Genomic DNA, 24909 nt, shown 5'->3' with positions numbered 1-24909 from the left:
CGCCTGAGGCCTTGAGGGCAGGGCGCCCCGCTTGAGTGATTTTCGAATTTGCGGCCGGAGGCGACCGGCACGCGAGGAGAAGACGATGAACCAAGAAATTATGAATCTCTTCAATCCGACGACGCCGGCGCAGGTCTTCGACCAGATCCGGATCTCGATCGCGTCTCCAGAGAAGATTCTGTCCTGGTCCTACGGCGAGATCAAGAAGCCGGAGACCATCAACTACCGGACCTTCAAGCCCGAGCGCGACGGCCTGTTCTGCGCCCGCATCTTCGGGCCGATCAAGGACTACGAGTGCCTGTGCGGCAAGTACAAGCGCATGAAGTACAAGGGCATCATCTGCGAGAAGTGCTCGGTCGAGGTCACGCTGTCGCGCGTCCGGCGCGAGCGCATGGGCCATATCGAACTCGCAGCTCCCGTCGCCCACATCTGGTTCCTGAAGTCGCTGCCCTCGCGCATCGGCCTCCTGCTCGACATGACGCTGAAGGATCTCGAGCGGATCCTCTACTTCGAATATTACGTCGTGCTGGAGCCGGGCCTCACCGCGCTGAAGGACCGTCAGCTGCTGTCGGAAGACGAGTATCTGAAGGCGCAGGACGAATACGGGCAGGATTCCTTCACCGCCATGATCGGCGCCGAAGCGATCCGCGAGCTGCTCAAGGGCATGGACCTCGAGAAGCTCGAGGCCTCGCTGCGTGTCGAGATGCAGGAGACCGACTCCGACATCAAGCACAAGAAGCTCGCCAAGCGCCTGAAGATCGTGGAAGCGTTCCGCCACTCCGGCAACAAGCCGGAATGGATGATCATGACCGTGGTGCCGGTGATCCCGCCGGACCTGCGTCCGCTGGTGCCGCTCGACGGCGGCCGCTTCGCGACCTCGGATCTCAACGACCTCTACCGCCGCGTCATCAACCGCAACAATCGTTTGAAGCGGCTGATGGAGCTGCGCGCGCCCGACATCATCATCCGCAACGAGAAGCGCATGCTTCAGGAGGCCGTCGACGCGCTGTTCGACAACGGCCGCCGCGGCCGCGTCATCACGGGTGCCAACAAACGCCCGCTGAAGTCGCTCGCCGACATGCTCAAGGGCAAGCAGGGCCGCTTCCGCCAGAACCTCCTCGGCAAGCGCGTCGACTATTCGGGCCGTTCGGTGATCGTGGTCGGTCCCGAGCTGCGTCTGCATCAGTGCGGCCTGCCGAAGAAGATGGCGCTCGAGCTGTTCAAGCCGTTCATCTATTCGCGGCTTGACGCCAAGGGCCTGTCCACCACCGTGAAGCAGGCCAAGAAGCTGGTCGAGAAGGAGCGGCCCGAGGTCTGGGACATCCTGGACGAGGTCATCCGCGAGCATCCGGTGCTGCTCAACCGCGCGCCGACGCTGCACCGCCTCGGCATCCAGGCATTCGAGCCCGTGCTGATCGAGGGCAAGGCGATTCAGCTTCATCCGCTGGTCTGCTCCGCGTTCAACGCCGACTTCGACGGCGACCAGATGGCCGTGCACGTTCCGCTGTCGCTCGAAGCGCAGCTGGAAGCGCGCGTCCTGATGATGTCGACCAACAACATCCTGCATCCGGCGAACGGCCAGCCGATCATCGTGCCGTCGCAGGACATCGTGCTCGGCCTGTACTACGTCTCGATCATGCGCGAAGGCCTTCCCGGCGAGGGCAAGGTGTTCGGCGACATGGCCGAGCTCGAGCACGCGCTGCACGCGAAGGTCATCCACCTCCACACCAAGATCAAGTACCGGTGGGAAGGCATGGACGAGACCGGCAAGGTCTCCAAGCGCTGGATTGAAACCACCGCCGGCCGCGTCATGCTCGGCAATCTGCTGCCGAAGAACCCGCGGATTTCGTACGAGATCATCAACAAGCTGATGACCAAGCGCGAGATCTCCGGCGTCATCGACCAGGTCTACCGTCACTGCGGACAGAAGGAGACGGTGATCTTCTGCGACCGCATCATGGCGCTCGGCTTCTACAACGCGTTCAAGGCCGGCATCTCGTTCGGCAAGGACGACATGGTCGTGCCGCACGGCAAGTGGAAGATCGTCGATACCACCCGTACGCTGGCGAAGGATTTCGAGCAGCAGTACAACGATGGTCTGATCACGCATGGCGAGAAGTACAACAAGGTCGTCGACGCCTGGTCGAAGGCCACGGAAGAAATCGCCAAGGCGATGATGAAGGAGATCTCCGCCACCAAGAAGACGGCGAGCGGAGCCGAAGCCGACATCAACTCGATCTACATGATGGCTCACTCCGGTGCCCGCGGTTCGCCGGCCCAGATGCGCCAGCTCGCCGGCATGCGCGGCCTGATGGCCAAGCCGTCGGGCGAGATCATCGAGACGCCGATCATCTCGAACTTCAAGGAAGGCCTCTCGGTGCTCGAGTACTTCAACTCGACCCACGGCGCCCGCAAGGGCCTCGCGGACACCGCGTTGAAGACCGCGAACTCCGGCTACCTGACGCGTCGTCTCGTCGACGTGGCGCAGGACTGCATCATCACGCAGAGCGACTGCGGCACCAAGCTCGGCATCAAGATGCGCGCCATCGTCGATGCCGGCACCGTGGTTGCTTCGCTCGGCTCGCGCATCCTCGGACGCACGGCCTGCGAAGACGTGCGTGACAGCTCGGGCAAGGTGATCATCAAGCGCGATACGCTGATGGAAGAGAGCCATCTGGAGGCCATTCAGCAGGGTGGCGTGCAGGAGGTGAAGATCCGCTCGGCACTGACCTGCGAGCTCGTCAACGGCATCTGCGGCAAGTGCTACGGCCGCGACCTCGCCCGCGGCACGCCGGTCAACCACGGCGAAGCGGTCGGCGTCATCGCGGCGCAGTCGATCGGCGAGCCGGGCACCCAGCTCACCATGCGCACCTTCCACATCGGTGGTGCGGCGCAGCTCAACGAGCAGTCTTTCGTCGAAGCCAACTTCGACGGCAAGATCGTGATCAGGAACAAGGCCATCGCCCGCAACAGCGAAGGTCACCTGATCGCGATGGTGCGCAACATGGTTGTCGCGATCGTCGATGCCGACGGCACCGAGCGTGCGACGCACCGTATCCAGTACGGTTCGCGCCTGCACGTGGACGAGGGCGACATGGTCAAGCGCGGCCAGCGTATCGTCGAGTGGGATCCCTACACCCGTCCGCTGCTCACCGAAGTCGAAGGAACCATCGGCTTCGAGGATCTGGTCGAGGGGCAGTCGATCTCGGAAACGCTCGACGAAGCGACCGGTATCGCCAAGCGCGTGGTCATCGACTGGCGCTCGACGCGCGGCGGCTCGGACCTTCGTCCGGCCATCGTGGTGAAGGGCAAGGACGGCAAGGTGCTCAAGCTCGCCCGTGGCGGCGATGCCCGCTACATGCTGTCGGTCGACGCCATTCTCTCGGTCGACATCGGAGCCAAGGTACAGCCAGGCGATATCCTCGCCCGTGTCTCGACCGAAAGCGCCAAGACGCGTGACATCACCGGCGGTCTGCCGCGGGTGGCGGAACTGTTCGAGGCTCGGCGGCCGAAGGATGCGGCGATCATCGCCGAAATCGCGGGCACCATCCGGTTCGGGCGCGACTACAAGAACAAGCGCCGAATCTCGATCGAGCCGATGGACAAGACCGACGAGCCGCGCGAGTACCTGATCCCGAAGGGCAAGCACATCCACCTTCAGGACGGCGACGTCGTCGAAAAGGGCGACTTCATCGTGGAGGGCAATCCGGCGCCGCACGACATCCTTGCGGTGAAGGGCATCGAGGAACTCGCGGCCTATCTGGTCAACGAGATCCAGGAGGTCTACCGGCTGCAGGGCGTGCTCATCAACGACAAGCACATCGAGGTGATTGTCCGTCAGATGCTCCAGAAGGTGGAAATCACCGATCAGGGCGATACGGACATGATCTCCGGCGAGCAGGTCGACAAGATCGAGTTCGACGCGCTGAACGTGAAGGCCAAGGAAGAGGGCAAGAAGCCCGCCACGGGAACGCCGGTTCTGCTCGGCATCACCAAGGCGAGCCTCCAGACGCGGTCCTTTTTCTCGGCGGCATCGTTCCAGGAGACCACACGCGTCCTCACCGAGGCGGCGGTCAACGGCAAGATCGATCCGCTCGAAGGCCTCAAGGAGAACGTCATCGTTGGCCGGCTGATTCCGGCGGGCACCGGCGCCTCCATGGCCAAGATCCGCGAAGTCGCCATGAAGCGCGACAAGCTGATCCTGGACGAGCGCGAGAAGCAGGCGGCCGTCGTGTCGCCCGCGCCGGAAGCCGAGCTTCCTGCGCTGCCGCCTGCGGAATGATCGTTCATCCGTAGGAATACCGAGGACAATGAAAAGGCCGGCTTTTTGCCGGCCTTTTTGCTGCTTTGTTTCCTTGCTGCGATGCAGGATCAGCCTTTGTTCATCTTTCCTTCAGCCGTAAAAGCGCTTCTGCTAGGAGAGCTTAGACCGGTGATCCCGTGAAGGGGGCAGGCCGGAGACCACGGAACTCTCATGCTTGATCTTGCAATCGTAGGCGGCGGCCCCGGCGGGCTGATGAGCGCCTGGTATCTGAAGCGTAAGCTCGGCGATCTCTGTCGCGTCACCATCTACGAGGCCTCAGACCGGCTGGGCGGCAAGATCGCCACGCGCAAATTCGATTCGGCGCCCGCGATGTACGAAGCCGGGGTTGCCGAGATCTACGACTACTCGATGACGGGACCGGATCCGCTGCGCGAGCTGATCCAGCATTTCGGCCTCCAGACCATTCCGATGGACGCCGAGCAGGTGCAGTTCGGCGGCGAGCTCCTCAATGACGTGCCGGGCATGCGCCGCAGATACGGCGCCAAGACCGCAGCGGCGATCGAGGCATTCCGCAAGCGATGCACCGAGGTGATGTCGCCGATCGAATATTACGAGGGCGTCGGCGCGCACGACAACGAGAATCCCTGGGCCTACAAGACCGCCGAGCAGGTGCTCGACGAGGAGGTCGAGGACGAGACGGCAAAGCGCTTCTTCAAGGTGATGGCGCGCTCCGACATCGCGACCGAGAGCCACAACACCAATGGTCTCAACGCGCTCAAGAACTATCTCATGGACGTCGACGGCTATATCGGCCTCTATTCCATCCAGAACGGCAACGAGCAGCTGATCGAATGCCTGCAGTCGGAGGTTAATGCCGACATCCAGCTCAATCACCGCGTGCTCACCGTCGGCAAGGCGCCGACCGGCCGCTATCAGCTCAAGATGATGAACGGCAAGGGGCCGGAGACCCGAGACTTCGATCTCGTGCTGGTCTGCCTGCCGCATTCCTGGCTCGCCACCCTCAGTTGGGAGGGCGAGCAACTGCGCAAGTCGATGGTCAAGCACGTTGCCTATTTCGACCGCCCCGCGCACTATTTGCGCGTCTCAATCCTGTTCGACGAGCCGTTCTGGGGCGAGCAGATTCCGGGCGCCTGGTTCATGTCGGAGGCTTTCGGCGGCTGCTGCGTCTACAACGAGGGCGCGCGCCACGACGTCGGCAAGCATGGCGTTCTGAACTGGCTCATTCCCGGATCCGATGCGCTGGCATTTGCCAATCTGTCGGATCAGGAGCTAATCGATGCCGCCCTGAAATCGCTGCCCGCTTCTCTCGGCGATGCGCGTTTGCATTTCATGGAAGGCAAGATCCACCGCTGGCTGTCGTCGGTGAATGCGATTCCGGGCGGCTTGCCCGTGCGCGACGTCATGACCAACCACCGGCCGGAGCCGAAGGAGCATCCGGGCGTCGTCGTGGTCGGCGACTACCTGTTCGACTCGACGCTGAACGGGCTGCTCGACTCCTCGGACGCCGCCACAGACATCATCCTCACCGAGATGATGCGTCTGCGCCGGCAGCGCGCGCAGGGGGACAAGCCGCTCTCCGACAAGATCGATCGCGATTACTTCGAGAACTACCGCGGCCTCGGTCCCTATCACGAGGCTTGGCGCCACTTCACCGATCCCGACTATCTCGCCAAGCTGATCAGCATCGTCTGGAACAAGGCCGAAGGCGCCAAGCTGCTTGTGGCGGGCTCCGCAAGCGGCGAACTGGTCGGCGCGCTGCGCGATCGCGGCATCGATGCATGGGGAATCGAGAACAACCGCGCTATCCATGCCAAGACGCCGAAAGCGCTGAAGAAGTACAACAAGCTCGGCTCGATCACGGACATGCCGTTCAAGGACGGTGCCTTCGACTTCGTGTTCGAGACCAGCCTCTGCCATCTTTCCCCGAAGCAGGTGGCCCGTGCGATCCGCGAGCTCAACCGCGTGGTCAAGACCGGCCTCGTGTTCGGCTCGATCACCTCGGACATGGCGCCCGCGTTGATCGATCGCTACGATCTCCTGCGTGGGGTCAAGAAACTCGGCACCTGGTGGGAATGGTCCGAACTGTTCTTCGGCAACGGCTTCGACCTGTCGATGCACCGCAAGGATTGCACCGATGCGCTCTGGGAGGCGACGCTCGCCGCCAACAAGGGGCCGGGACAGTGGTACGCCGACGCCGACAGCTTGCGCTATTCGTTCTTCGACAAGGTCGAAGATGAGGACGAGGATTAGCCGCACGGCGTGCATCGGATTCGCCAATTGTTTTGCCGAATTCATCTTGATCGCATAGAATCGGTGCAATAGCGGTTGCCGCTATTCCTGCATTCTCTGCGGTCATGCCGGCCGTCAGCATCGGTTGGTTTCATGGCGTCCAAGCCTCACTCGCCCGACAAACAGAAGCTCGCCGCGGAAGAGGCGGCCGAGCTCGACGACAAGCTCGCCTCCGCTGCCAGGCCGGACCTCGAAGATGACGAGGACGGCGAAGACGAGGGGGATGACGAGCTCGACGATGACGATGAGGACGAGGACCTCGTCGTTTTTACCGCGCGCGAAGCGGCTGGCGCGCTCGCGACCATCGTCGGATTCGTCAAACCTTATCTGACGAACTACAAGCGGATGCTGTCATTCGTGGCGTTCGGCGTCTTCGTGGAGACGCTGTTCAACGTCATCATGCCGCTCAGCCTCAAGTTCCTGATCGACGAGGCGCTCGGGGAGGAGGATTTCCAGGCGCTGTACAAGATCCTCGGCGTGCTTGCGGTCGCCGGCATCTTCACCTCGATCGTGGCCGTCTGGTACGAGCGCTGGGACGCGCGGCTTGCCGCCTGCATCATCTCCGACGTCCGCAGGCGCCTGTTCGAGCACGTCCAGGACCTGCCGGCAGCCTATTTCGGGCGCACCAAGCGCGGCGAGATCCTGTCGCGCTTCTCCGTCGACCTCTCGGCTTTCGAAGGCTCGGTCAAGACCTTTGCAAACAGCGCTGCGCTGCCATTTCTGGAACTGGTCGCAGGCATTATCCTGATGTTGTTCTTGAACTGGCAGCTTGCGGTGGTCGCGTTGCTGGTGTTCCCGATCACGTTGATCGGCCCGCGGATCCTGACGCCCAAGGCGGTGCAGGCCAATTACGAGCAGAAGCTCAACGAGAGTGCGCTGCTCGGCATGGTGCAGGAGAACGTGGCCGCCCAGGCTGTGATCAAGGCGTTCAGCCTGCAACGCAAGATGTTCGGCTTCTTCACCTTGCGCAACGATGAGACCCGCAACAAGATCGCCTCGGCCGCGTTCCTCTCGACCATGGTGGAGCGGACGGTCACCATCTCGGTGCTCCTCCTGCACCTCGTGGTGCTCGCGATCGGCGCGTATCTCGCGACCAAGGGCCAGATTACCATCGGCACCTTCGTCACCTTCGAGAGCGCGTTCTGGGAGGTTTCCTACAACATCGCTCATGTGATGCATTTCATCCCGGTGTCGATCTCTTCGGCCGCCGCGATCCGCCACATCCAGGAACTGCTCGACGAGCCGACGCGGAGCGCCGATCGACCCGGCGCGCCCGATCTGCCGCGCATCACCCACGACATTACGTTCGATCACGTCACCTTTCAGTACGAGGGCAGTCAGACCCCGGTGCTGGACAATCTCAGTCTCAAGCTCAATGCGGGCAAGCGCATCGCGATCGTCGGACCGAGCGGCTCCGGCAAGAGCACGCTGCTCAACCTGATCCTGCGGCTCTACGTGCCCGACGAAGGCCGCGTCACCATCGATGGCGTCGACGTCCGCAAGGTGACGCTGGATTCGCTGCGCCGGAGCATGGCCGTGGTGTTCCAGGAGAACATGCTGTTCAACATGTCGATCCGCGAGAACATCCGGCTGGGCAAGGAGGGGGCGACCGACGAGGAAGTGGAGGAGGCGGCCAAGAAGGCCGAGATCCACCGCTACATCATGAGCCTGCCGCAGCGATACGACACGCCGGTCGGCGAGCGTGGAGACACGCTGTCAGGCGGCCAGCGCCAGCGCATCGCGATCGCGCGCGCAATCATCCGTAACCCGTCCGTGCTGCTGCTGGACGAGGCCACATCGGCGCTCGACCAGACCACGGAGGCCGCGATCAACCGCACGCTGCTCAAGATCGCCAAGGGCCGCACCATGATCTGGTCGACTCACCGTCTGACCTCGGTGGTCGAGATGGACGAGATCATCGTGATTTCAGGGGGCAGGGCGATCGAGCGCGGCTCCCACGCCGCATTGCTCGCCAAGAACGGCACCTATCGCAAGCTGTGGAACGACCAGATCCATCAGCCGCATGGCGCGTCGGCTCACGACGACGACAGAGGCGATGAAGACGATCTCGATGACGAAGAGGACGAGGAGTGACCCGGGGCCGTGCATTGCAGCTCCGGCTCAGTGATTCCCGGATGAGAATCGTTCGGCTGGAGAGGAGCCGCTGATTTTTTGGCTTCCTCAGGTCGGCGGCATCGACTTCTGCCGATCGATCCGCGCCGCCCGGAGATCGCTGGCGAACCTGGCGTCACGACAGTCGATTGCGCTGGATCCCCGCGCAGAAGGCGGATTCGTTCATAAGCTGGGAAAAGAGCTTCATTCTGGCAATAAAAGTATATTTAATCCGGGTATAATGTCGCCGGAGCTGACGGGCAGGCCCTTTGTTCCCCGATCGGGCTGGCGCGGTGAAGGCGCCGAAGAGGCTTGTTTCTGCAGGCGCATGAAGCGCTTTCTGACTGTCGTTTCGCCTTGACTGGACCGATTCTCGCCTATAGAAAGCGCCTCACTTAACGACAGGCGGTGAGCATCGCCAGCGTCGGAACGGGCCACCCGTTGATCCCAAAGGACCAAGTCCACGAGGGATCGTGCAAGACGGGCACCAACCTCGACGAATGCCGCTCAAACGCTGTCGATCATAGCTAGGCAATGCCAGTGCGACTTTAGTTCTCTTGAGCAAGTTCTCTTGAGATCGAATTCGGATGCATGACCTCAGTGCGCGGGCCGCGGCTTTACGCCGAATGGCCTCATTACTGCGGTCCTCTGTGGCGTCGAAGCGCTTTCCGCTCGGTAATGGAGCGGTTGGCGCAATTTCGCTTTGTGTGGATTGTTCCGCATGAAGTGGCCTCGTCGGGCGGGTGGCTCGAAAGAATTTGCGGTTCCGGCAACGGGCCGCGGCAAGACAGCGGACCCGGAAGGGGCCGCGGCAGAACAAAGGGTAAGGCCAGGATGCCGACGATCAACCAGCTGATCGCTCAACCGCGTGAAGTGCAGAAGTCGCGCAAGAAGGTGCCGGCGCTGCAGCAGTCGCCGCAGAAGCGTGGTGTTTGCACCCGCGTCTACACCACGACCCCGAAGAAGCCGAACTCGGCGCTTCGTAAGGTCGCCAAGGTGCGCCTGACCAACGGCTTCGAGGTGATCGGCTACATCCCCGGCGAGGGCCATAACCTCCAGGAGCACTCGGTGGTCATGATCCGCGGCGGCCGTGTCAAGGATTTGCCGGGCGTGCGCTACCACATCCTCCGCGGCGTTCTGGATACCCAGGGCGTCAAGAACCGTAAGCAGCGTCGTTCGAAGTACGGCGCCAAGCGTCCGAAGTAAGCGGGAACCAGGTCTATGTCTCGTCGCCATTCTGCTGAAAAGCGTGAAGTCCTTCCCGATCCGAAGTTCGGGAATATCATCGTCACGAAGTTCATGAACTCGGTGATGTACGCCGGCAAGAAGTCGGTCGCCGAAGGTATCGTCTACGGCGCGTTCGGCATCATCGAAAGCAAGACCAAGCAGAACCCGCTCGGCGTGTTCGAGCAGGCGCTTGAGAACGTGATGCCCACCATCGAGGTGCGCTCCCGCCGCGTCGGCGGCGCGACCTACCAGGTTCCGGTCGAAGTTCGCTCGACCCGCCGTCAGGCCCTAGGCATCCGCTGGCTGATCGCCGCTGCGCGCGAGCGCAACGAGAAGACGATGACCGAGCGGCTCTCGGCGGAGCTCTTGGATGCGTCGAATAACCGGGGGAACGCCGTCAAGAAGCGCGAAGACGTGCACCGCATGGCGGAAGCCAACCGCGCCTTCTCGCACTACCGCTGGTAACGGCGCCACACTCGGACTCGCAAGGAACGACCCATGCCCCGCCAACATGCCATCGAGGACTACCGTAACTTCGGTATCATGGCGCATATCGACGCCGGCAAGACCACGACGACCGAGCGCATCCTCTATTACACCGGCAAGAGCCACAAGATCGGCGAAGTGCACGAAGGTGCCGCGACGATGGACTGGATGGAGCAGGAGCAGGAGCGTGGCATCACGATCACTTCGGCTGCCACCACCGCGTTCTGGAACGGCAAGCGCCTGAACATCATCGACACGCCTGGCCACGTCGACTTCACCATCGAGGTCGAGCGCAGCTTGCGTGTGCTCGACGGCGCCGTTTGTGTGCTCGACTCGAACCAGGGCGTCGAGCCCCAGACCGAGACTGTCTGGCGCCAGGGCGACAAGTACAAGGTTCCGCGCATCGTCTTCGCCAACAAGATGGACAAGATCGGTGCGGACTTCTTCAAGTGTCTGTCCGATATCGTCGACCGCCTGGGCGCCAAGCCCGTCGCGATCCAGCTTCCGATCGGTGCCGAGAACAACTTCAAGGGGCTCGTTGACCTCGTGAAGATGAAGGGCGTGGTCTGGAACGATGAGTCGCTCGGCGCCAAGTTCGACTATGTCGACATTCCGGAAGACCTCGTCGACCAGGCCAAGGAATACCGCGAGAAGATGGTGGAAGCGGCCGTCGAGCTCGATGACGATGCCATGGCCGCCTATCTCGACGGCAAGGAGCCGGACGAGGCGACGCTGAAAAGGCTGATCCGCAAGGCGGTGCTGACCGGCGCGTTCTATCCCGTGCTGTGCGGCTCGGCCTTCAAGAACAAGGGCGTGCAGCCGTTGCTCGACGCCGTCGTCGATTATCTGCCGTCGCCGCTCGACGTGCCCGCGATCAAGGGCACCGACGACAAGGGCAACGAAGTCGTGCGCAAGGCGGACGACAAGGAGCCCCTGGCGCTGCTCGCGTTCAAGATCATGGACGACCCGTTCGTCGGCACCATCACCTTCTGCCGCATCTACTCCGGCATTCTGCAGAGCGGCACCGGCGTCGTGAACTCGACCCGCGAGAAGAAGGAGCGGATCGGGCGCATGCTCCTGATGCATGCGAACAACCGCGAGGACATCAAGGAAGCCTATGCCGGCGACATCGTCGCGCTGGCCGGCCTGAAGGAAGCGCGCACCGGCGACACGCTGTGCGATCCCGACAAGCAGGTGATCCTGGAGAAGATGGAATTCCCCGAGCCGGTCATCGAGATCGCGATCGAGCCGAAGTCCAAGGCCGACCAGGAGAAGCTGGGCGTGGCGCTGGCCAAGCTCGCTGCGGAGGATCCGTCCTTCCGCGTGTCGACCGACCACGAGTCCGGCCAGACCATCCTCAAGGGCATGGGCGAACTCCATCTCGACATCAAGGTCGACATCCTCAAGCGCACCTACAAGGTCGACGCCAACATCGGCGCGCCGCAGGTGGCGTTCCGTGAGCGCGTCACAAAGCGGGTGGAGCACAGCTACACCCACAAGAAGCAGACCGGCGGTACCGGCCAGTTCGCGGCCGTGTCGTTCATCGTCGAGCCGAACGAGCCCGGCAAGGGCTACGAGTTCGAATCGAAGATCGTGGGCGGCGCGGTGCCGAAGGAGTACATCCCCGGCGTCGAGAAGGGTCTGGAGAGCGTGCTGTCGTCCGGCGTGGTTGCGGGCTTCCCCGTGGTCGACGTCAAGGTGACGCTCGTGGACGGCAAGTATCACGACGTCGACTCGTCGGCGCTCGCCTTCGAAATCGCCTCGCGCGCCTGCTTCCGCGAAGCGCTGCAGATGGGCAAGTCCGTCCTGCTCGAGCCGATCATGAAGGTCGAAGTGGTGACCCCCGAGGACTACACCGGCTCGGTCATCGGCGATCTGAATTCCCGGCGCGGTCAGATCCAGGGTCAGGACATGCGCGGCAACGCCAACGTCATCAACGCGATGGTGCCGCTCATGAACATGTTCGGTTACGTGAACAATCTGCGCTCGATGAGCCAGGGTCGCGCGACCTTCACCATGCAGTTCGACCACTACGCAGAAGCGCCGGCCAACGTGTCGGCAGAAGTCCAGAAGAAGTTTGCCTGATTGTCGTCGGTCTCAAGCTGACGATTGAACGGAGAGTCAAATGGCCAAAGCAAAGTTTGAACGTAACAAGCCGCACTGCAACATCGGCACCATCGGTCACGTCGACCATGGCAAGACGTCGCTGACCGCGGCGATCACCAAGATCCTCGCCGAGACCGGCGGTGCGACGTTCACCGCGTACGACCAGATCGACAAGGCGCCTGAAGAGAAGGCCCGCGGCATCACCATCTCGACCGCGCACGTCGAGTACGAGACGCAGAACCGCCACTACGCCCACGTCGACTGCCCCGGCCACGCCGACTACGTGAAGAACATGATCACCGGCGCCGCCCAGATGGACGGTGCGATCCTGGTCGTGTCGGCCGCTGACGGCCCGATGCCGCAGACCCGCGAGCACATCCTGCTCGCCCGCCAGGTCGGCGTGCCCGCGCTGGTCGTGTTCCTCAACAAGTGCGACATGGTCGACGATCCGGAGCTGCTCGAGCTCGTCGAGCTCGAAGTCCGCGAGCTGCTCTCGAAGTACGAATTCCCCGGCGACAAGATCCCGATCATCAAGGGTTCGGCGCTCGCCGCTCTCGAAGATTCCGACAAGAAGCTCGGCCACGACGCCATCCTCGAGCTGATGCGCAACGTCGACGAGTACATCCCGCAGCCGGAGCGTCCGATCGACCAGCCGTTCCTGATGCCGGTTGAAGACGTGTTCTCGATCTCGGGCCGCGGCACCGTGGTGACCGGCCGTGTCGAGCGCGGCGTCGTCAAGGTCGGCGAGGAAATCGAGATCGTCGGTCTCCGCGCCACCCAGAAGACCACCGTCACCGGCGTCGAAATGTTCCGCAAGCTGCTCGATCAGGGTCAGGCCGGCGACAACATCGGCGCGCTGCTCCGCGGCACCAAGCGCGAGGACGTCGAGCGCGGCCAGGTTCTGGCCAAGCCGGGTTCGGTCAAGCCGCACACCAAGTTCAAGGCTGAGGCCTACATCCTCACCAAGGAAGAGGGTGGTCGCCACACCCCGTTCTTCACCAACTACCGTCCGCAGTTCTACTTCCGCACCACCGACGTGACCGGTGTCGTGCACCTGCCGGAAGGCACCGAGATGGTGATGCCGGGCGACAACATCGCGATGGAAGTGCACCTGATCGTGCCGATCGCGATGGAAGAGAAGCTCCGCTTCGCGATCCGCGAGGGCGGCCGCACCGTCGGCGCCGGCGTCGTCGCCTCGATCATCGAGTAATTACGAGAAAAGGGACGGCGAGTAGCGAATGGTGACATTCGCTATTCGCTATTCGCCACCCACTGAAGAGAGACACGGCAATGAACGGCCAAAACATTCGTATCCGTCTCAAGGCGTTCGACCATCGTATCCTCGATACGTCGACCCGTGAGATCGTGAACACGGCGAAGCGCACCGGCGCGCAGGTCCGCGGACCCATTCCGCTGCCCACCCGCATCGAGAAGTTCACCGTCAACCGTTCGCCCCACGTCGACAAGAAGAGCCGCGAACAGTTCGAGATGCGCACACACAAGCGCCTGCTCGACATCGTCGATCCGACCCCGCAGACCGTCGATGCTTTGATGAAGCTCGACCTGGCCGCCGGTGTCGACGTCGAGATCAAGCTCTAAGATTTTGGATCCCGTTCGCTCAAAGCGGACAGAAAGAACAGGAAGCAAGCCGATGCGCTCCGGAGTGATCGCACAAAAGGTCGGGATGACGCGGGTCTTCACGGAGGCCGGCGAACATATCCCCGTGACCGTGCTGAAGCTCGGCAATTGCCAGGTCGTAGGCCACCGTACCGAAGAGAAGAACGGTTACGTCGCGCTCCAGCTCGGTTCTGGCAGCCGCAAGACCGTTTATATGCCGAAGGCCGAGCGCGGCCAGTTCGCGGTCGCCAAGGTCGAGCCGAAGCGGCGGGTCGAGGAGTTCCGGGTCAGCGCGGATGCGATGATCCCGGTCGGCGCCGAAATCCAGGCGGATCACTTCGTCGTCGGTCAGTTCGTCGACGTCACCGGCACCTCGGTCGGTAAGGGCTTCGCCGGCGGCATGAAGCGCTGGAACTTCGGCGGTCTGCGCGCCACGCACGGTGTGTCGATCTCGCACCGCTCGATCGGTTCGACCGGTGGCCGTCAGGACCCCGGCAAGACCTGGAAGAACAAGAAGATGCCGGGCCACATGGGTGTCGACCGCATCACCACGCTCAACCTTCGCGTCGTTCAGACCGATGTCGAGCGCGGCCTGATTCTCGTCGAAGGTGCCGTTCCCGGCTCCAAGGGCGGCTGGATCCGCGTGCGCGACGCCGTCAAGAAGCCGCTGCCGAAGGAAGCTCCGAAGCCCGGCAAGTTCAAGGTTGCTGGCGACGCGGAAGCCGCTCCGGCTGCGCAGGAGGCGTGAGATGGAATTGAAGGTCACCACCCTCGAAGGTAAGGAAGCCGGCTCGGTCCAGCTCTCCGACGCCATTTTCGGCCTCGAGCCGCGCGAAGACATCATCGCGCGCTGCGTGCAGTGGCAGCTCAACAAGCGCCAGGCCGGCACGCACAAGGCCAAAGGCCGCGCCGAGATCTGGCGCACCGGCAAGAAGATGTACAAGCAGAAGGGCACCGGCGGTGCTCGTCACGGTTCGGCCCGCGTGCCGCAGTTCCGCGGCGGCGGCCGTGCCTTCGGTCCGGTGGTGCGTTCGCACGCCACCGACCTGCCGAAGAAGGTCCGCGCGCTCGCTCTGAAGCATGCGCTCTCGGCCAAGGCCAAGGATGGCGATCTCGTCGTGATCGAGAAGGCCGCGCTCGAGGCCGCCAAGACCAAGGCGCTGCTCGGTCACTTCTCGGGCCTCGGGCTCACCAACGCGCTGATCATCGACGGCGCCGAGCTCAACAACGGTTTTGCCGCTGCGGCCCGCAACATCCCGAACATGGACGTGCTGCCGATCCAGGGCATCAACGTCTATGACATCCTGCGCCGTCAGAAGCTGGTTCTGACCAAGGCCGCCATCGATGCGCTGGAGGCGCGCTTCAAATGACGAAGAACATCGAGCCTCGCCACTACGACGTGATCCTGTCGCCGGTCGTGACCGAAAAGGCGACGATCGCCTCGGAGCACAACAAGGTGCTGTTCAAGGTGGCCGCGAAGGCGACCAAGCCGCAGATCAAGGAAGCGATCGAGAAGCTGTTCGACGTCAAGGTCAAGAGCGTCAACACGCTGGTCCGCAAGGGCAAGGTCAAGGTCTTCCGCGGTAATCTCGGTTCTCAGTCGAACAGCAAGCGCGCGATCGTGACCCTCGAAGAGGGTCACCGGATCGACGTCACCACCGGTCTGTAAGGTCGTACGACGATGGCACTGAAGACATTCAATCCCACGACGCCAGGCCAGCGCCAGCTGGTCATGGTCGATCGTTCGGCCCTCTACAAGGGCAAGCCGGTCAAGGCGCTCACCGAGGGCAAGAAGTCCTCGGGCGGCCGCAACAACACCGGCCGCATCACCGTGCGCTTTCGCGGTGGCGGTCACAAGCAGACGCTGCGCACGGTCGACTTCAAGCGTGAGAAGATCGACGTCCCCGCGACCGTCGAGCGGCTGGAGTATGATCCGAACCGCACCGGCTTCATCGCCCTGATCAAGTATCAGGACGGCGAGCAGGCCTACATCCTGGCGCCGCAGCGCCTGGCCGTGGGTGACACGATCGTCGCCGGCAACTACGTCGACGTGAAGCCCGGCAACGTCATGCCGCTCGGCAACATGCCGGTCGGCACGATCATCCACAACATCGAGGTCAAGATCGGGAAGGGCGGTCAGCTCGCGCGTTCCGCGGGCACCTATGCCCAGCTCGTTGGCCGCGACCAGGACTACGTCATCATCCGCCTGAACTCGGGCGAGCAGCGCCTGGTTCATGGCCGTTGCCGCGGCACGATCGGCGCGGTGTCGAACCCGGATCACATGAACACCTCGATCGGCAAGGCCGGTCGCAAGCGTTGGATGGGCCGTCGCCCGCACAACCGCGGTGTCGCGATGAACCCGATCGACCATCCGCACGGCGGTGGTGAAGGTCGTACCTCGGGCGGTCGCCACCCGGTCACTCCGTGGGGCAAGCCGACCAAGGGCAAGAAGACCCGCACCAACAAATCGACCAACAAATTCATTCTCCTAAGCCGCCACAAGCGGAAGAAGTAAGGAACGCCGGACATGGTTCGTTCAGTCTGGAAAGGCCCGTTCGTCGAGGGTTCTCTGCTCAAGAAGGCAGATGCCGCGCGCGCGTCCGGCCGTCATGACGTCATCAAGATCTGGAGCCGTCGCTCGACGATCCTGCCGCAATTCGTCGGCCTGACCTTCGGCGTCTACAACGGTCAGAAGCACGTGCCGGTGGCCGTCAACGAGGAAATGGTCGGTCACAAGTTCGGCGAGTTCTCGCCGACCCGGACCTTCCATGGCCACTCCGGCGACAAGAAAGCCAAGAAGGCTTGAGGATTAAACGATGAGCAAACCTAAGCGCGAACGGAGCCTCGCCGACAACGAGGCCAAGGCGGTCGCCCGGATGCTGCGGGTGAGCCCGCAGAAGCTCAACCTGGTCGCCCAGCTCATTCGCGGCCGGAAGGCGTCTGCCGCGCTCGCCGATCTGCAGTTTTCGCGCAAGCGGATCGCGGTCGACGTGAAGAAGTGCCTGGAATCGGCTATCGCGAACGCCGAGAACAACCATGACCTCGACGTCGACGATCTCGTCGTGGCGCAGGCTTTCGTCGGCAACGGCCTCGTGATGAAGCGCTTTGCCGCCCGCGGCCGCGGCCGCTCGGGCCGTGTCTACAAACCATTTTCGCAGCTGACGATCATCGTTCGTCAGGTCGAAGCCGAAGCAGCCGCTTAAGGGCGCAGGAGAACACGATGGGTCAAAAGATCAATCCGATCGGTCTGCGTCTCGGCATCAACCGGACCTGGGATTCCCGCTGGTTCGCCGGTAAGCAGGAGTACGGCAAGCTGCTGCATGAGGACGTCAAGATCCGTGAGATCCTGCACAAGGAGCTCAAGCAGGCGGCCGTTGCCCGCATCGTGATCGAGCGTCCGCACAAGAAGTGCCGCGTCACCATCCACTCGGCCCGCCCGGGCGTGGTGATCGGCAAGAAGGGCGCGGACATCGACAAGCTGCGCAAGAAGGTCGCGGACATCACCTCGTCCGACGTCGTCATCAACATCGTGGAAATCCGCAAGCCGGAACTCGACGCGACGCTGGTGGCCGAGTCGATCGCGCAGCAGCTCGAGCGCCGCGTGGCGTTCCGCCGTGCCATGAAGCGCGCCGTGCAGTCGGCGATGCGTCTCGGCGCGGAAGGCATCCGCATCAACTGCTCGGGACGTCTCGGCGGCGCGGAAATCGCGCGCATGGAGTGGTACCGTGAAGGCCGCGTGCCGCTGCACACGCTGCGCGCCGACATCGACTACGGCGTTGCGACTGCGTTCACGACCTTCGGCACCTGCGGCGTCAAGGTCTGGATCTTCAAGGGCGAGATCCTCGAGCACGATCCGATGGCCCAGGACAAGAGAATGGCCGAAGGCGAGACCGGTGGTAGTGGCGATCGTGGTGGCCGTCAGCGCCGCGATACGGCTGCAGCCTGATCTGCACCAGGAATTTGAGGGCTTAAAGCCATGATGCAACCTAAGAAAACGAAGTTCCGGAAGGCGCATAAGGGCCGCATCCACGGCGTTGCGTCTTCGGGCGCGACGTTGGCGTTCGGCCAGTTCGGCCTGAAGGCGACCGAGCCTGAGCGCGTCACCGCGCGCCAGATCGAAGCCGCCCGTCGCGCGCTGACCCGTCACATGAAGCGCGCCGGCCGCGTCTGGATCCGCGTGTTCCCCGACGTTCCTGTGTCCAAGAAGCCGGCCGAAGTCCGCATGGGTTCCGGCAAGGGTTCGCCGGAATTGTGGGTCGCGCGCGTCAAGCCGGGCCGGGTGCTGTTCGAGATTGACGGCGTCAACACCCAGACCGCGCGTGAGGCGTTGACCCTGGCGGCAGCCAAGCTGCCGATCAAGACGCGCTTCGTCGAGCGCATTGCGGAGTAATGGCCATGGCCCAGATGAAGATCGAAGACATCCGCGCGATGAGCCCCGACCAGCAGGATGACGCCATCCTGAACCTGAAGAAGGAGCGCTTCAACCTGCGCTTCCAGCGCGCCACCGGGCAGCTCGAGAACACCTCGCGCCTGCGCGAGGCTCGCCGTGACATCGCCCGGATCAAGACCGTCGCCGCGCAGACGCGCGCCAAGAAGAAGTAAGAGGCTTACGAAGATGCCGAAACGTACTTTGCAGGGCGTGGTCGTCAGCGACAAGCAAGCCAAGACCATCGTGGTGCGTGTTGATCGCCGCTTCACGCACCCGATCTACAAGAAGACCATCCGCCGTTCCAAGAATTACCACGCGCACGACGAGAGCAACCAGTTCAAGCCGGGCGACATGGTGTGGATCGAGGAAACCAAGCCGATTTCGAAGTTGAAGCGCTGGGTCGTGATCCGGGGCGAACACAAGAAAAGCGCCTGATCTGTTGGCTCTAGCCGACCGATTTCAGGTAAATGTTGAGCGCCGGCTGGGCTGGCGCAAAGAGAAAGAGGACGAGGTGCATCAATGATTCAGATGCAGACCAACCTCGACGTGGCCGACAATTCTGGCGCACGCCGTGTCATGTGTATCAAGGTGCTCGGAGGCTCCAAGCGCCGCTACGCCACGATCGGCGACATCATCGTCGTGTCGATCAAGGAAGCCATTCCGCGTGGCAAGGTGAAGAAGGGCGACGTGATGAAGGCCGTCGTGGTGCGCGTCCGCAAGGACATCCGCCGCGCCGACGGTTCGGTCATCCGCTTCGACCGCAACGCTGCCGTGCTGATCAACAACCAGTCCGAGCCGGTCGGCACCCGTATCTTCGGGCCCGTGCCGCGCGAGCTGCGCGCCAAGAACCACATGAAGATCATCTCGCTCGCGCCGGAGGTGCTGTGATGGCTGCGAAGATCCGCAAGGGCGACAAGGTCGTCGTGCTGACGGGCCGCGACAAAGGCCGTACCGGCGAAGTGTTCGAGGTGCGTCCCGACGCCGGCACCGCGCTCGTGCGCGGCATCAATGTGGTCAAGCGTCACCAGAAGCAGACGCAGGCCCAGGAGGGCGGCATCATCTCGAAAGAGGCGCCGATCCAACTGTCCAATATCGCGTATGTCGGCAAGGACGGAAAGCCGACCCGCATCGGATTCAAGATTCTGGCGGACGGCAAGAAGGTCCGCATCGCCAAGAGCTCGGGAGCTGAGATCGATGGCTGAGGCCGCTTACACGCCGCGCCTGCGCGCGGAATATGATGCGAAGATCCGCACGGCTCTGACCGAGAAGTTCGGTTACGAGAACGTCATGCAGGTTCCGCGCCTGGACAAGGTCGTGCTGAACATGGGCGTCGGCGATTCCGTCAACGACCGCAAGAAGGCCGAGACCGCTGCTGCCGAGCTGACCCAGATCGCCGGCCAGAAGGCGATCGTGACCTATTCGCGTATCGCTATCGCGACGTTCAAGCTGCGTGAGAACCAGCCGATCGGCTGCAAGGTCACGCTGCGCAAGGCCCGCATGTACGAGTTCATCGATCGCCTGGTGACGGTCGCGCTGCCGCGCGTCCGCGACTTCCGCGGCCTGAATCCGAAGAGCTTCGACGGCCGCGGCAACTACTCGCTCGGCATCAAGGAGCACATCATTTTCCCCGAGATCGACTTCGACAAGGTCACGGAAGCCCGCGGTATGGACATCACCGTCTGCACCACGGCCAAGACCGACGAAGAGGCGAGGGCCTTGTTGACCGCTTTCAATTTCCCGTTCCGGCAGTGAGACGCTGACCTAAAGCCTCTCAAACGCGGATACCCAGGAGCCAAGCATGGCAAAGAAGAGTTCAGTCGAGAAGAACAACAGGCGCAAGCGGATGGTGAAGAACGCCGCCGCCAAGCGCGAGCGGTTGAAGGCGATCATCGCCGACAAGACGCTGCCGATGGAGGAGCGGTTCGCCGCGACCCTGAAGCTGGCGGAGATGCCGCGCAATTCGTCGGCGACCCGCATCCGCCTGCGCTGCGAGCTGTCGGGCCGCCCGCGCTCGAACTACCGCAAGAACAAGCTGTCCCGTATCGCGCTGCGCGACCTTGGCTCCAAGGGCATGGTCCCGGGCCTCGTGAAGTCCAGCTGGTAAGGAGGGTCGTTTAGATGTCAACGCACGATCCAATCAGCGATCTGATCACCCGTATCCGCAACGCGCAGATGCGTTCGAAGACCAAGGTCTCCACGCCTGGCTCGAAGATGCGTGAGAACGTGCTCGAGGTTCTGAAGACCGAAGGCTACATCCGCGGTTACGCCACGCTCGAGCATTCCTCGGGGCGCAGCGAGATCGAGATCGAGCTGAAGTATTTCGACGGCGAGCCCGTCATCCGCGAGATTGAGCGCGTTTCCAAACCCGGGCGTCGCGTCTACGCCTCGGTGAAGAACCTGCCGCGGGTGAACAACGGACTCGGCATTTCGGTGTTGTCGACGCCGAAGGGGATCATGGCCGACCACAGCGCGCGCGACGCGAATGTGGGCGGTGAAGTCCTCTTCACGGTGTTCTGAGAAGGATTTTCGATCCATGTCACGTGTTGGCAAAAAGCCTGTCCCGGTGCCGTCGGGCGTTACCGCGACCGTCGATGGGCAGACCGTCAAGATGAAGGGGCCGAAGGGCCAGCTTCAGTTCATCGTTCATGACGACGTCGAGGTGAAGCTCGAGAACGGCCAGGTGAAGGTCAAGCCGCGGGCCGAGACCAACCGCGCGCGGGCGCTGTACGGTACCGCTCGCGCCCAGGTCGCGAATCTGGTCGAGGGTGTCACCAAGGGCTTCGAGAAGAAGCTCGAGATCACCGGCGTCGGCTATCGCGCCGCGATGCAGGGCAAGAACCTGCAGCTCGCGCTCGGCTACAGCCACGACGTGATCTATCCGATCCCCGAGGGGATCACGATCACGGTGCCGAAGCCGACCGAGATCACGGTGGCGGGCAGCGACGTCCAGCGCGTCGGCCAGGTCGCCGCCGAGATCCGCTCCTACCGTCCGCCGGAGCCCTACAAGGGCAAGGGTGTGAAGTATGTGGGCGAATTCATCTTCCGCAAGGAAGGCAAGAAGAAGTAACGGAGCCGGTCATGTCGAAAGCCAAGGTTACGAATGCCCGGCGCAAGCGGAGCGTGCGGCTGAAGCTGCGCCGTTCCGCCGGCGGCCGTCCGCGCCTGTCAGTGTTCCGTTCGTCGAAGCACATCTACGCCCAGGTCATCGACGACCTGAAAGGCGAGACGCTGGCCTCCGCCTCGTCGCTCGAGAAGTCGATGCGCGACGGCGGCAAGACCGGTGCCGACATCGATGCGGCGAAGGCGGTTGGCAAGTTGCTGGCCGAGCGCGCCGCCGAGAAGGGCGTCAAGGAAGTCGTGTTTGATCGCGGCAGCTATCTCTATCACGGGCGTGTCAAGGCTCTGGCCGACGCGGCGCGTGAGAGTGGGCTGAGCTTCTAACAGAATTTGAGGATTGGGGCGTAAGCCTCTGAAGGATTGGAAAAACCATGGCAGCTGAACGCGAACAACGTGGTGGACGCGATCAACGCGGCGGCGGACGTGAACGCAGGGAGCGCGAGGAGCGCGACAGCGAGTTCGTCGACAAGCTCGTCCACATCAACCGCGTGGCCAAGGTCGTCAAGGGCGGCAAGCGCTTCGGTTTCGCAGCGCTCGTCGTGATCGGCGACCAGAAGGGTCGTGCCGGCTTCGGTCACGGCAAGGCGCGCGAAGTCCCCGAGGCGATCCGCAAGGCGACCGAGTCCGCCAAGCGCAACCTGACGCGCGTGTCGCTGCGCGAGGGCCGCACGCTCCATCACGATATCGCCGGCCGTCATGGCGCGGGCCGTGTCTACCTGCGTGCAGCTCCCGCCGGTACCGGCATCATCGCCGGCGGCCCGATGCGCGCCGTGTTCGAGACGCTGGGCGTCCAGGACGTGGTGGCGAAGTCGATCGGCTCGTCGAACCCGTACAACATGGTTCGCGCAACTTTCGACGCGCTGAAGCATCAGGATTCGCCGCGTTCGGTCGCAGCCCGCCGCAACATCAAGGTGTCCACTCTGCAGTCGCGCCGCATCGGTGGCGATGCCGAGGCGGCTGCCGACTAACGGAAGCTCGGAGTAGACTCCCATGGCCAAGGCCGCAAAGACGATCAAGCTCGAGCAGACCGGCAGCGCGATCCGCCGCCATCACTCGCAGCGTTCGACGCTGATCGGGCTCAAGCTCAACAAGATCGGCCGCACCAGCGAACTGCCTGATACCCCGGCGGTGCGCGGCATGATCGAGAAGGTTCACCATCTCGTCCGCATCGTCGACGAGAAGTAAGCAAAGGCGCACGATCCCGAAGAGCGGGAAGCGGTTTTCGGTGAAGATCGTGCGCAAGACACAAGGAGAAGGGCGATGAAGCTCAGCGATATCGCCGACAACGCCGGCTCGCGCAAAAAGCGTATGCGCGTCGGCCGCGGCATCGGTTCCGGCAAGGGCAAGCAGTCCGGCCGCGGCGGCAAGGGCCAGACCGCGCGTTCGGGCGTGCGCATCAAGGGTTTCGAAGGCGGCCAGATGCCGATGCATCGCCGTCTGCCCAAGCGTGGTTTCAACAACATCTTCCGCATCGAGTTCGCCGAGATCAATCTCGACCGGCTCCAGGAAGCGGTCGATGCCAAGAAGATCGACGCCGGCAGCGTCGTGAACGTCGAGGCCCTGGTGAAGGGCGGCGTGCTGCGCCGCGCCAAGGGCGGCCTGCGGCTGCTCGGCCGCGGCGAGCTCAAGTCCAAGCTCAACATCGAAGTGCATGGCGCCACCAAGACCGCAATTGCGGCGGTGGAGAAGGCCGGCGGCTCGGTGAAGATCCTCGCCCCTGCCAAGGAAGAAGGCGAGGCGGCGTAACAACTGCGTCATTGGCCCGCGGCTCGCGGGCCTTTACGCATGCGGGACGTGGACTTATCGAAGCCGAGCCCCAGATAATGTCCGGCGTCCGCTAAACTAGCCCGGCCGCGGGCATGACGGCGCAACAGGCGGCGGGAGAAAGTCCAAGATGGTCTCAGCAGCGGAACAACTGGCAGCCAACCTCAATTTCGGCGCGTTTGCCAAGGCCGACGAACTGAAGAAGCGCATCTGGTTCACTCTGGGTGCGCTGCTCGTTTATCGGCTCGGGACCTACATCCCGCTGCCCGGTATCGATCCGAACATCTGGGAGCAGGTGTTCCGGTCCCAGGCGGGGGGCATCCTCGGCATGTTCAACATGTTCGCCGGCGGAGGTATCCACCGCATGGCGATCTTCGCGTTGAACATCATGCCGTACATCTCGGCCTCGATCATCATCCAGCTGCTCACCACCGTCTCGCCACAGCTGGAAGCGCTGAAGAAGGAAGGCGAGGCCGGCCGCAAGACGCTGAATCAGTACACCCGCTATCTGACGGTCATCCTGGCCGCATTCCAGTCCTACGGAATCGCAGTAGGCCTCGAAGGCGCCGGCAACGTCGTCAGCGAGCCCGGCATGTTCTTCCGCCTGTCCACGGCAATCACGCTGACCGGGGGCACCATGTTCCTGATGTGGCTCGGCGAGCAGATCACCTCGCGCGGCATCGGCAACGGCATTTCGCTGATCATTCTCGCCGGCATCGTCGCCGAGCTGCCCGCGGCGCTCGCCAACATGCTCGAGCTCGGCCGTCAGGGCGCGATGTCGACCGGCCTGATCCTGGTCGTCATCATCATGGCCGTTGCCGTGATCGCCTTCATCGTGTTCATGGAGCGCGCGCAGCGCCGCCTCTTGATCCAGTATCCAAAGCGCCAGGTCGGCAACAAGATGTTCGAGGGCCAGTCCTCGCATCTGCCGCTCAAGCTCAACACCTCGGGCGTAATTCCGCCGATCTTCGCGTCGTCGCTGCTCTTGCTGCCGACCACGGTTGCGAACTTCAACGCGGGCAGTGGGCCGGAGTGGTTTCAGTGGATCACAACCCAGCTCGGCCACGGCCGTCCGCTGTTCCTGATCATGTATCTCGCGCTGATCGTGTTCTTCGCCTTCTTCTACACCGCGATCGTGTTCAACCCGACCGAGACCGCGGACAATCTGAAGAAGCACGGCGGCTTCATTCCGGGCATCCGTCCGGGCGAGCGCACGGCGGAATATATCGACTACGTGCTGTCCCGCATTACGGTGCTCGGCGCGATTTATCTGGCGATCGTCTGTCTGATTCCCGAGATCCTGATCTCCTACGCGTCGGTGCCGTTCTATTTCGGCGGCACCTCGCTGCTGATTGTCGTCAGCGTCACCATGGACACGGTGGCGCAGGTCCAGGGCTATCTGCTGGCGCACCAGTACGAAGGCCTGATCCGGAAGTCCAAGCTCCGGGGCCGCCGCCGCTAAGTACGGAGTCGCTCG

Annotated in this window: 29 protein-coding genes; all 29 read left to right on the top strand. The window is 63.0% G+C overall.

The features are described from left to right. The first annotated feature begins 85 nt into the window (after nucleotides 1-85). The 29 genes from rpoC (at nucleotide 86) to secY (ending at nucleotide 24894) form a co-directional block, all read left to right on the top strand. Nucleotides 86-4282 (top strand): DNA-directed RNA polymerase subunit beta', encoded by a 4197-nt coding sequence (rpoC, locus tag ABIG06_RS35360; RefSeq protein WP_124157676.1) that lies wholly within the window; start codon nucleotides 86-88, stop codon nucleotides 4280-4282. 192 nt (nucleotides 4283-4474) lie between these two features. Continuing rightward, nucleotides 4475-6535, top strand: coding sequence for an FAD-dependent oxidoreductase (locus tag ABIG06_RS35355; RefSeq protein WP_124157677.1), 2061 nt, complete (start codon nucleotides 4475-4477; stop codon nucleotides 6533-6535). Nucleotides 6536-6667: 132 nt separating this feature from the next. Further along, the gene (locus ABIG06_RS35350; protein WP_124157678.1) at nucleotides 6668-8668 is read left to right on the top strand and encodes an ABC transporter ATP-binding protein; all 2001 of its coding nucleotides are present in this window, start codon (nucleotides 6668-6670) and stop codon (nucleotides 8666-8668) included. Nucleotides 8669-9520: 852 nt separating this feature from the next. Next, a complete protein-coding gene (gene rpsL, locus ABIG06_RS35345) occupies nucleotides 9521-9892 on the top strand; it encodes a 30S ribosomal protein S12 (RefSeq protein WP_007603006.1) in 372 nt (123 codons plus the stop codon). 15 nt (nucleotides 9893-9907) lie between these two features. Then, nucleotides 9908-10378, top strand: coding sequence for a 30S ribosomal protein S7 (gene rpsG / locus ABIG06_RS35340; RefSeq protein ID WP_018647239.1), 471 nt, complete (start codon nucleotides 9908-9910; stop codon nucleotides 10376-10378). Nucleotides 10379-10411: 33 nt separating this feature from the next. Further along, a complete protein-coding gene (fusA, locus tag ABIG06_RS35335; protein WP_028177964.1) occupies nucleotides 10412-12484 on the top strand; it encodes an elongation factor G in 2073 nt (690 codons plus the stop codon). 40 nt (nucleotides 12485-12524) lie between these two features. Continuing rightward, a complete protein-coding gene (tuf, locus tag ABIG06_RS35330; RefSeq protein WP_028177965.1) occupies nucleotides 12525-13715 on the top strand; it encodes an elongation factor Tu in 1191 nt (396 codons plus the stop codon). 80 nt (nucleotides 13716-13795) lie between these two features. Then, nucleotides 13796-14104: a 30S ribosomal protein S10 gene (rpsJ, locus tag ABIG06_RS35325; RefSeq protein ID WP_002712302.1), complete on the top strand. Its 309-nt coding sequence runs from the start codon at nucleotides 13796-13798 to the stop codon at nucleotides 14102-14104. Nucleotides 14105-14156: 52 nt separating this feature from the next. Continuing rightward, nucleotides 14157-14870 carry a 50S ribosomal protein L3 gene (gene rplC / locus ABIG06_RS35320; protein ID WP_024342448.1) on the top strand — a complete coding sequence of 238 codons (714 nt, stop codon included), beginning with the start codon at nucleotides 14157-14159 and terminating at the stop codon, nucleotides 14868-14870. A gap of 1 nt (nucleotide 14871) precedes the next feature. Beyond that, complete coding sequence (gene rplD, locus ABIG06_RS35315; protein WP_018647243.1) at nucleotides 14872-15492, top strand: 50S ribosomal protein L4; 621 nt, start codon at nucleotides 14872-14874, stop codon at nucleotides 15490-15492. Next, nucleotides 15489-15791 carry a 50S ribosomal protein L23 gene (locus ABIG06_RS35310; RefSeq protein ID WP_124157680.1) on the top strand — a complete coding sequence of 101 codons (303 nt, stop codon included), beginning with the start codon at nucleotides 15489-15491 and terminating at the stop codon, nucleotides 15789-15791. The genes rplD and ABIG06_RS35310 overlap by 4 nt, the downstream gene beginning before the upstream one ends. A gap of 12 nt (nucleotides 15792-15803) precedes the next feature. Next, nucleotides 15804-16637, top strand: coding sequence for a 50S ribosomal protein L2 (rplB, locus tag ABIG06_RS35305; RefSeq protein WP_092294147.1), 834 nt, complete (start codon nucleotides 15804-15806; stop codon nucleotides 16635-16637). Nucleotides 16638-16649: 12 nt separating this feature from the next. Next, nucleotides 16650-16928, top strand: a complete 279-nt coding sequence (rpsS, locus tag ABIG06_RS35300) for a 30S ribosomal protein S19 (RefSeq protein WP_008136357.1) — start codon at nucleotides 16650-16652, stop codon at nucleotides 16926-16928. Nucleotides 16929-16938: 10 nt separating this feature from the next. Next, on the top strand, nucleotides 16939-17325 hold the full coding sequence (gene rplV, locus ABIG06_RS35295) for a 50S ribosomal protein L22 (RefSeq protein ID WP_008549264.1): 387 nt from the start codon (nucleotides 16939-16941) through the stop codon (nucleotides 17323-17325). 17 nt (nucleotides 17326-17342) lie between these two features. Further along, nucleotides 17343-18068, top strand: a complete 726-nt coding sequence (rpsC, locus tag ABIG06_RS35290) for a 30S ribosomal protein S3 (protein WP_014494500.1) — start codon at nucleotides 17343-17345, stop codon at nucleotides 18066-18068. 30 nt (nucleotides 18069-18098) lie between these two features. Continuing rightward, nucleotides 18099-18512 (top strand): 50S ribosomal protein L16, encoded by a 414-nt coding sequence (gene rplP, locus ABIG06_RS35285; protein ID WP_008136349.1) that lies wholly within the window; start codon nucleotides 18099-18101, stop codon nucleotides 18510-18512. 5 nt (nucleotides 18513-18517) lie between these two features. Continuing rightward, nucleotides 18518-18724, top strand: a complete 207-nt coding sequence (gene rpmC / locus ABIG06_RS35280) for a 50S ribosomal protein L29 (protein ID WP_011088144.1) — start codon at nucleotides 18518-18520, stop codon at nucleotides 18722-18724. Nucleotides 18725-18737: 13 nt separating this feature from the next. Then, nucleotides 18738-18986, top strand: coding sequence for a 30S ribosomal protein S17 (rpsQ, locus tag ABIG06_RS35275; protein ID WP_024342452.1), 249 nt, complete (start codon nucleotides 18738-18740; stop codon nucleotides 18984-18986). Between the two features lie 84 nt (nucleotides 18987-19070). Beyond that, a complete protein-coding gene (gene rplN, locus ABIG06_RS35270) occupies nucleotides 19071-19439 on the top strand; it encodes a 50S ribosomal protein L14 (RefSeq protein ID WP_007603030.1) in 369 nt (122 codons plus the stop codon). Continuing rightward, complete coding sequence (gene rplX / locus ABIG06_RS35265; protein ID WP_028177970.1) at nucleotides 19439-19753, top strand: 50S ribosomal protein L24; 315 nt, start codon at nucleotides 19439-19441, stop codon at nucleotides 19751-19753. Before rplN ends, rplX begins: the two co-directional genes overlap by 1 nt. Then, entirely contained in the window at nucleotides 19746-20303 is a 558-nt protein-coding gene (gene rplE / locus ABIG06_RS35260; RefSeq protein ID WP_018647250.1) for a 50S ribosomal protein L5, read from the top strand. The genes rplX and rplE overlap by 8 nt, the downstream gene beginning before the upstream one ends. A gap of 46 nt (nucleotides 20304-20349) precedes the next feature. Further along, nucleotides 20350-20655, top strand: a complete 306-nt coding sequence (gene rpsN, locus ABIG06_RS35255) for a 30S ribosomal protein S14 (protein WP_024342455.1) — start codon at nucleotides 20350-20352, stop codon at nucleotides 20653-20655. A gap of 14 nt (nucleotides 20656-20669) precedes the next feature. Beyond that, nucleotides 20670-21068, top strand: coding sequence for a 30S ribosomal protein S8 (rpsH, locus tag ABIG06_RS35250; protein ID WP_027554158.1), 399 nt, complete (start codon nucleotides 20670-20672; stop codon nucleotides 21066-21068). A gap of 16 nt (nucleotides 21069-21084) precedes the next feature. Continuing rightward, entirely contained in the window at nucleotides 21085-21618 is a 534-nt protein-coding gene (rplF, locus tag ABIG06_RS35245; RefSeq protein ID WP_124157681.1) for a 50S ribosomal protein L6, read from the top strand. 11 nt (nucleotides 21619-21629) lie between these two features. Beyond that, nucleotides 21630-21992, top strand: coding sequence for a 50S ribosomal protein L18 (gene rplR, locus ABIG06_RS35240; RefSeq protein ID WP_024342458.1), 363 nt, complete (start codon nucleotides 21630-21632; stop codon nucleotides 21990-21992). Nucleotides 21993-22039: 47 nt separating this feature from the next. Next, nucleotides 22040-22636, top strand: a complete 597-nt coding sequence (gene rpsE, locus ABIG06_RS35235; RefSeq protein ID WP_014494507.1) for a 30S ribosomal protein S5 — start codon at nucleotides 22040-22042, stop codon at nucleotides 22634-22636. 22 nt (nucleotides 22637-22658) lie between these two features. Next, a complete protein-coding gene (gene rpmD, locus ABIG06_RS35230) occupies nucleotides 22659-22853 on the top strand; it encodes a 50S ribosomal protein L30 (protein WP_011088137.1) in 195 nt (64 codons plus the stop codon). Nucleotides 22854-22928: 75 nt separating this feature from the next. Continuing rightward, a complete protein-coding gene (gene rplO, locus ABIG06_RS35225) occupies nucleotides 22929-23414 on the top strand; it encodes a 50S ribosomal protein L15 (protein ID WP_028177974.1) in 486 nt (161 codons plus the stop codon). Between the two features lie 148 nt (nucleotides 23415-23562). Next, entirely contained in the window at nucleotides 23563-24894 is a 1332-nt protein-coding gene (secY, locus tag ABIG06_RS35220) for a preprotein translocase subunit SecY (protein ID WP_027574066.1), read from the top strand. Nucleotides 24895-24909 lie beyond the last annotated feature (15 nt).

It is taken from the genome of Bradyrhizobium sp. USDA 326 (assembly GCF_049739485.1).
Lineage (GTDB): Bacteria > Pseudomonadota > Alphaproteobacteria > Rhizobiales > Xanthobacteraceae > Bradyrhizobium.
Note: the sequence above shows the minus strand (reverse complement) of the source record. Positions and strands in the feature narration are given on the sequence as shown.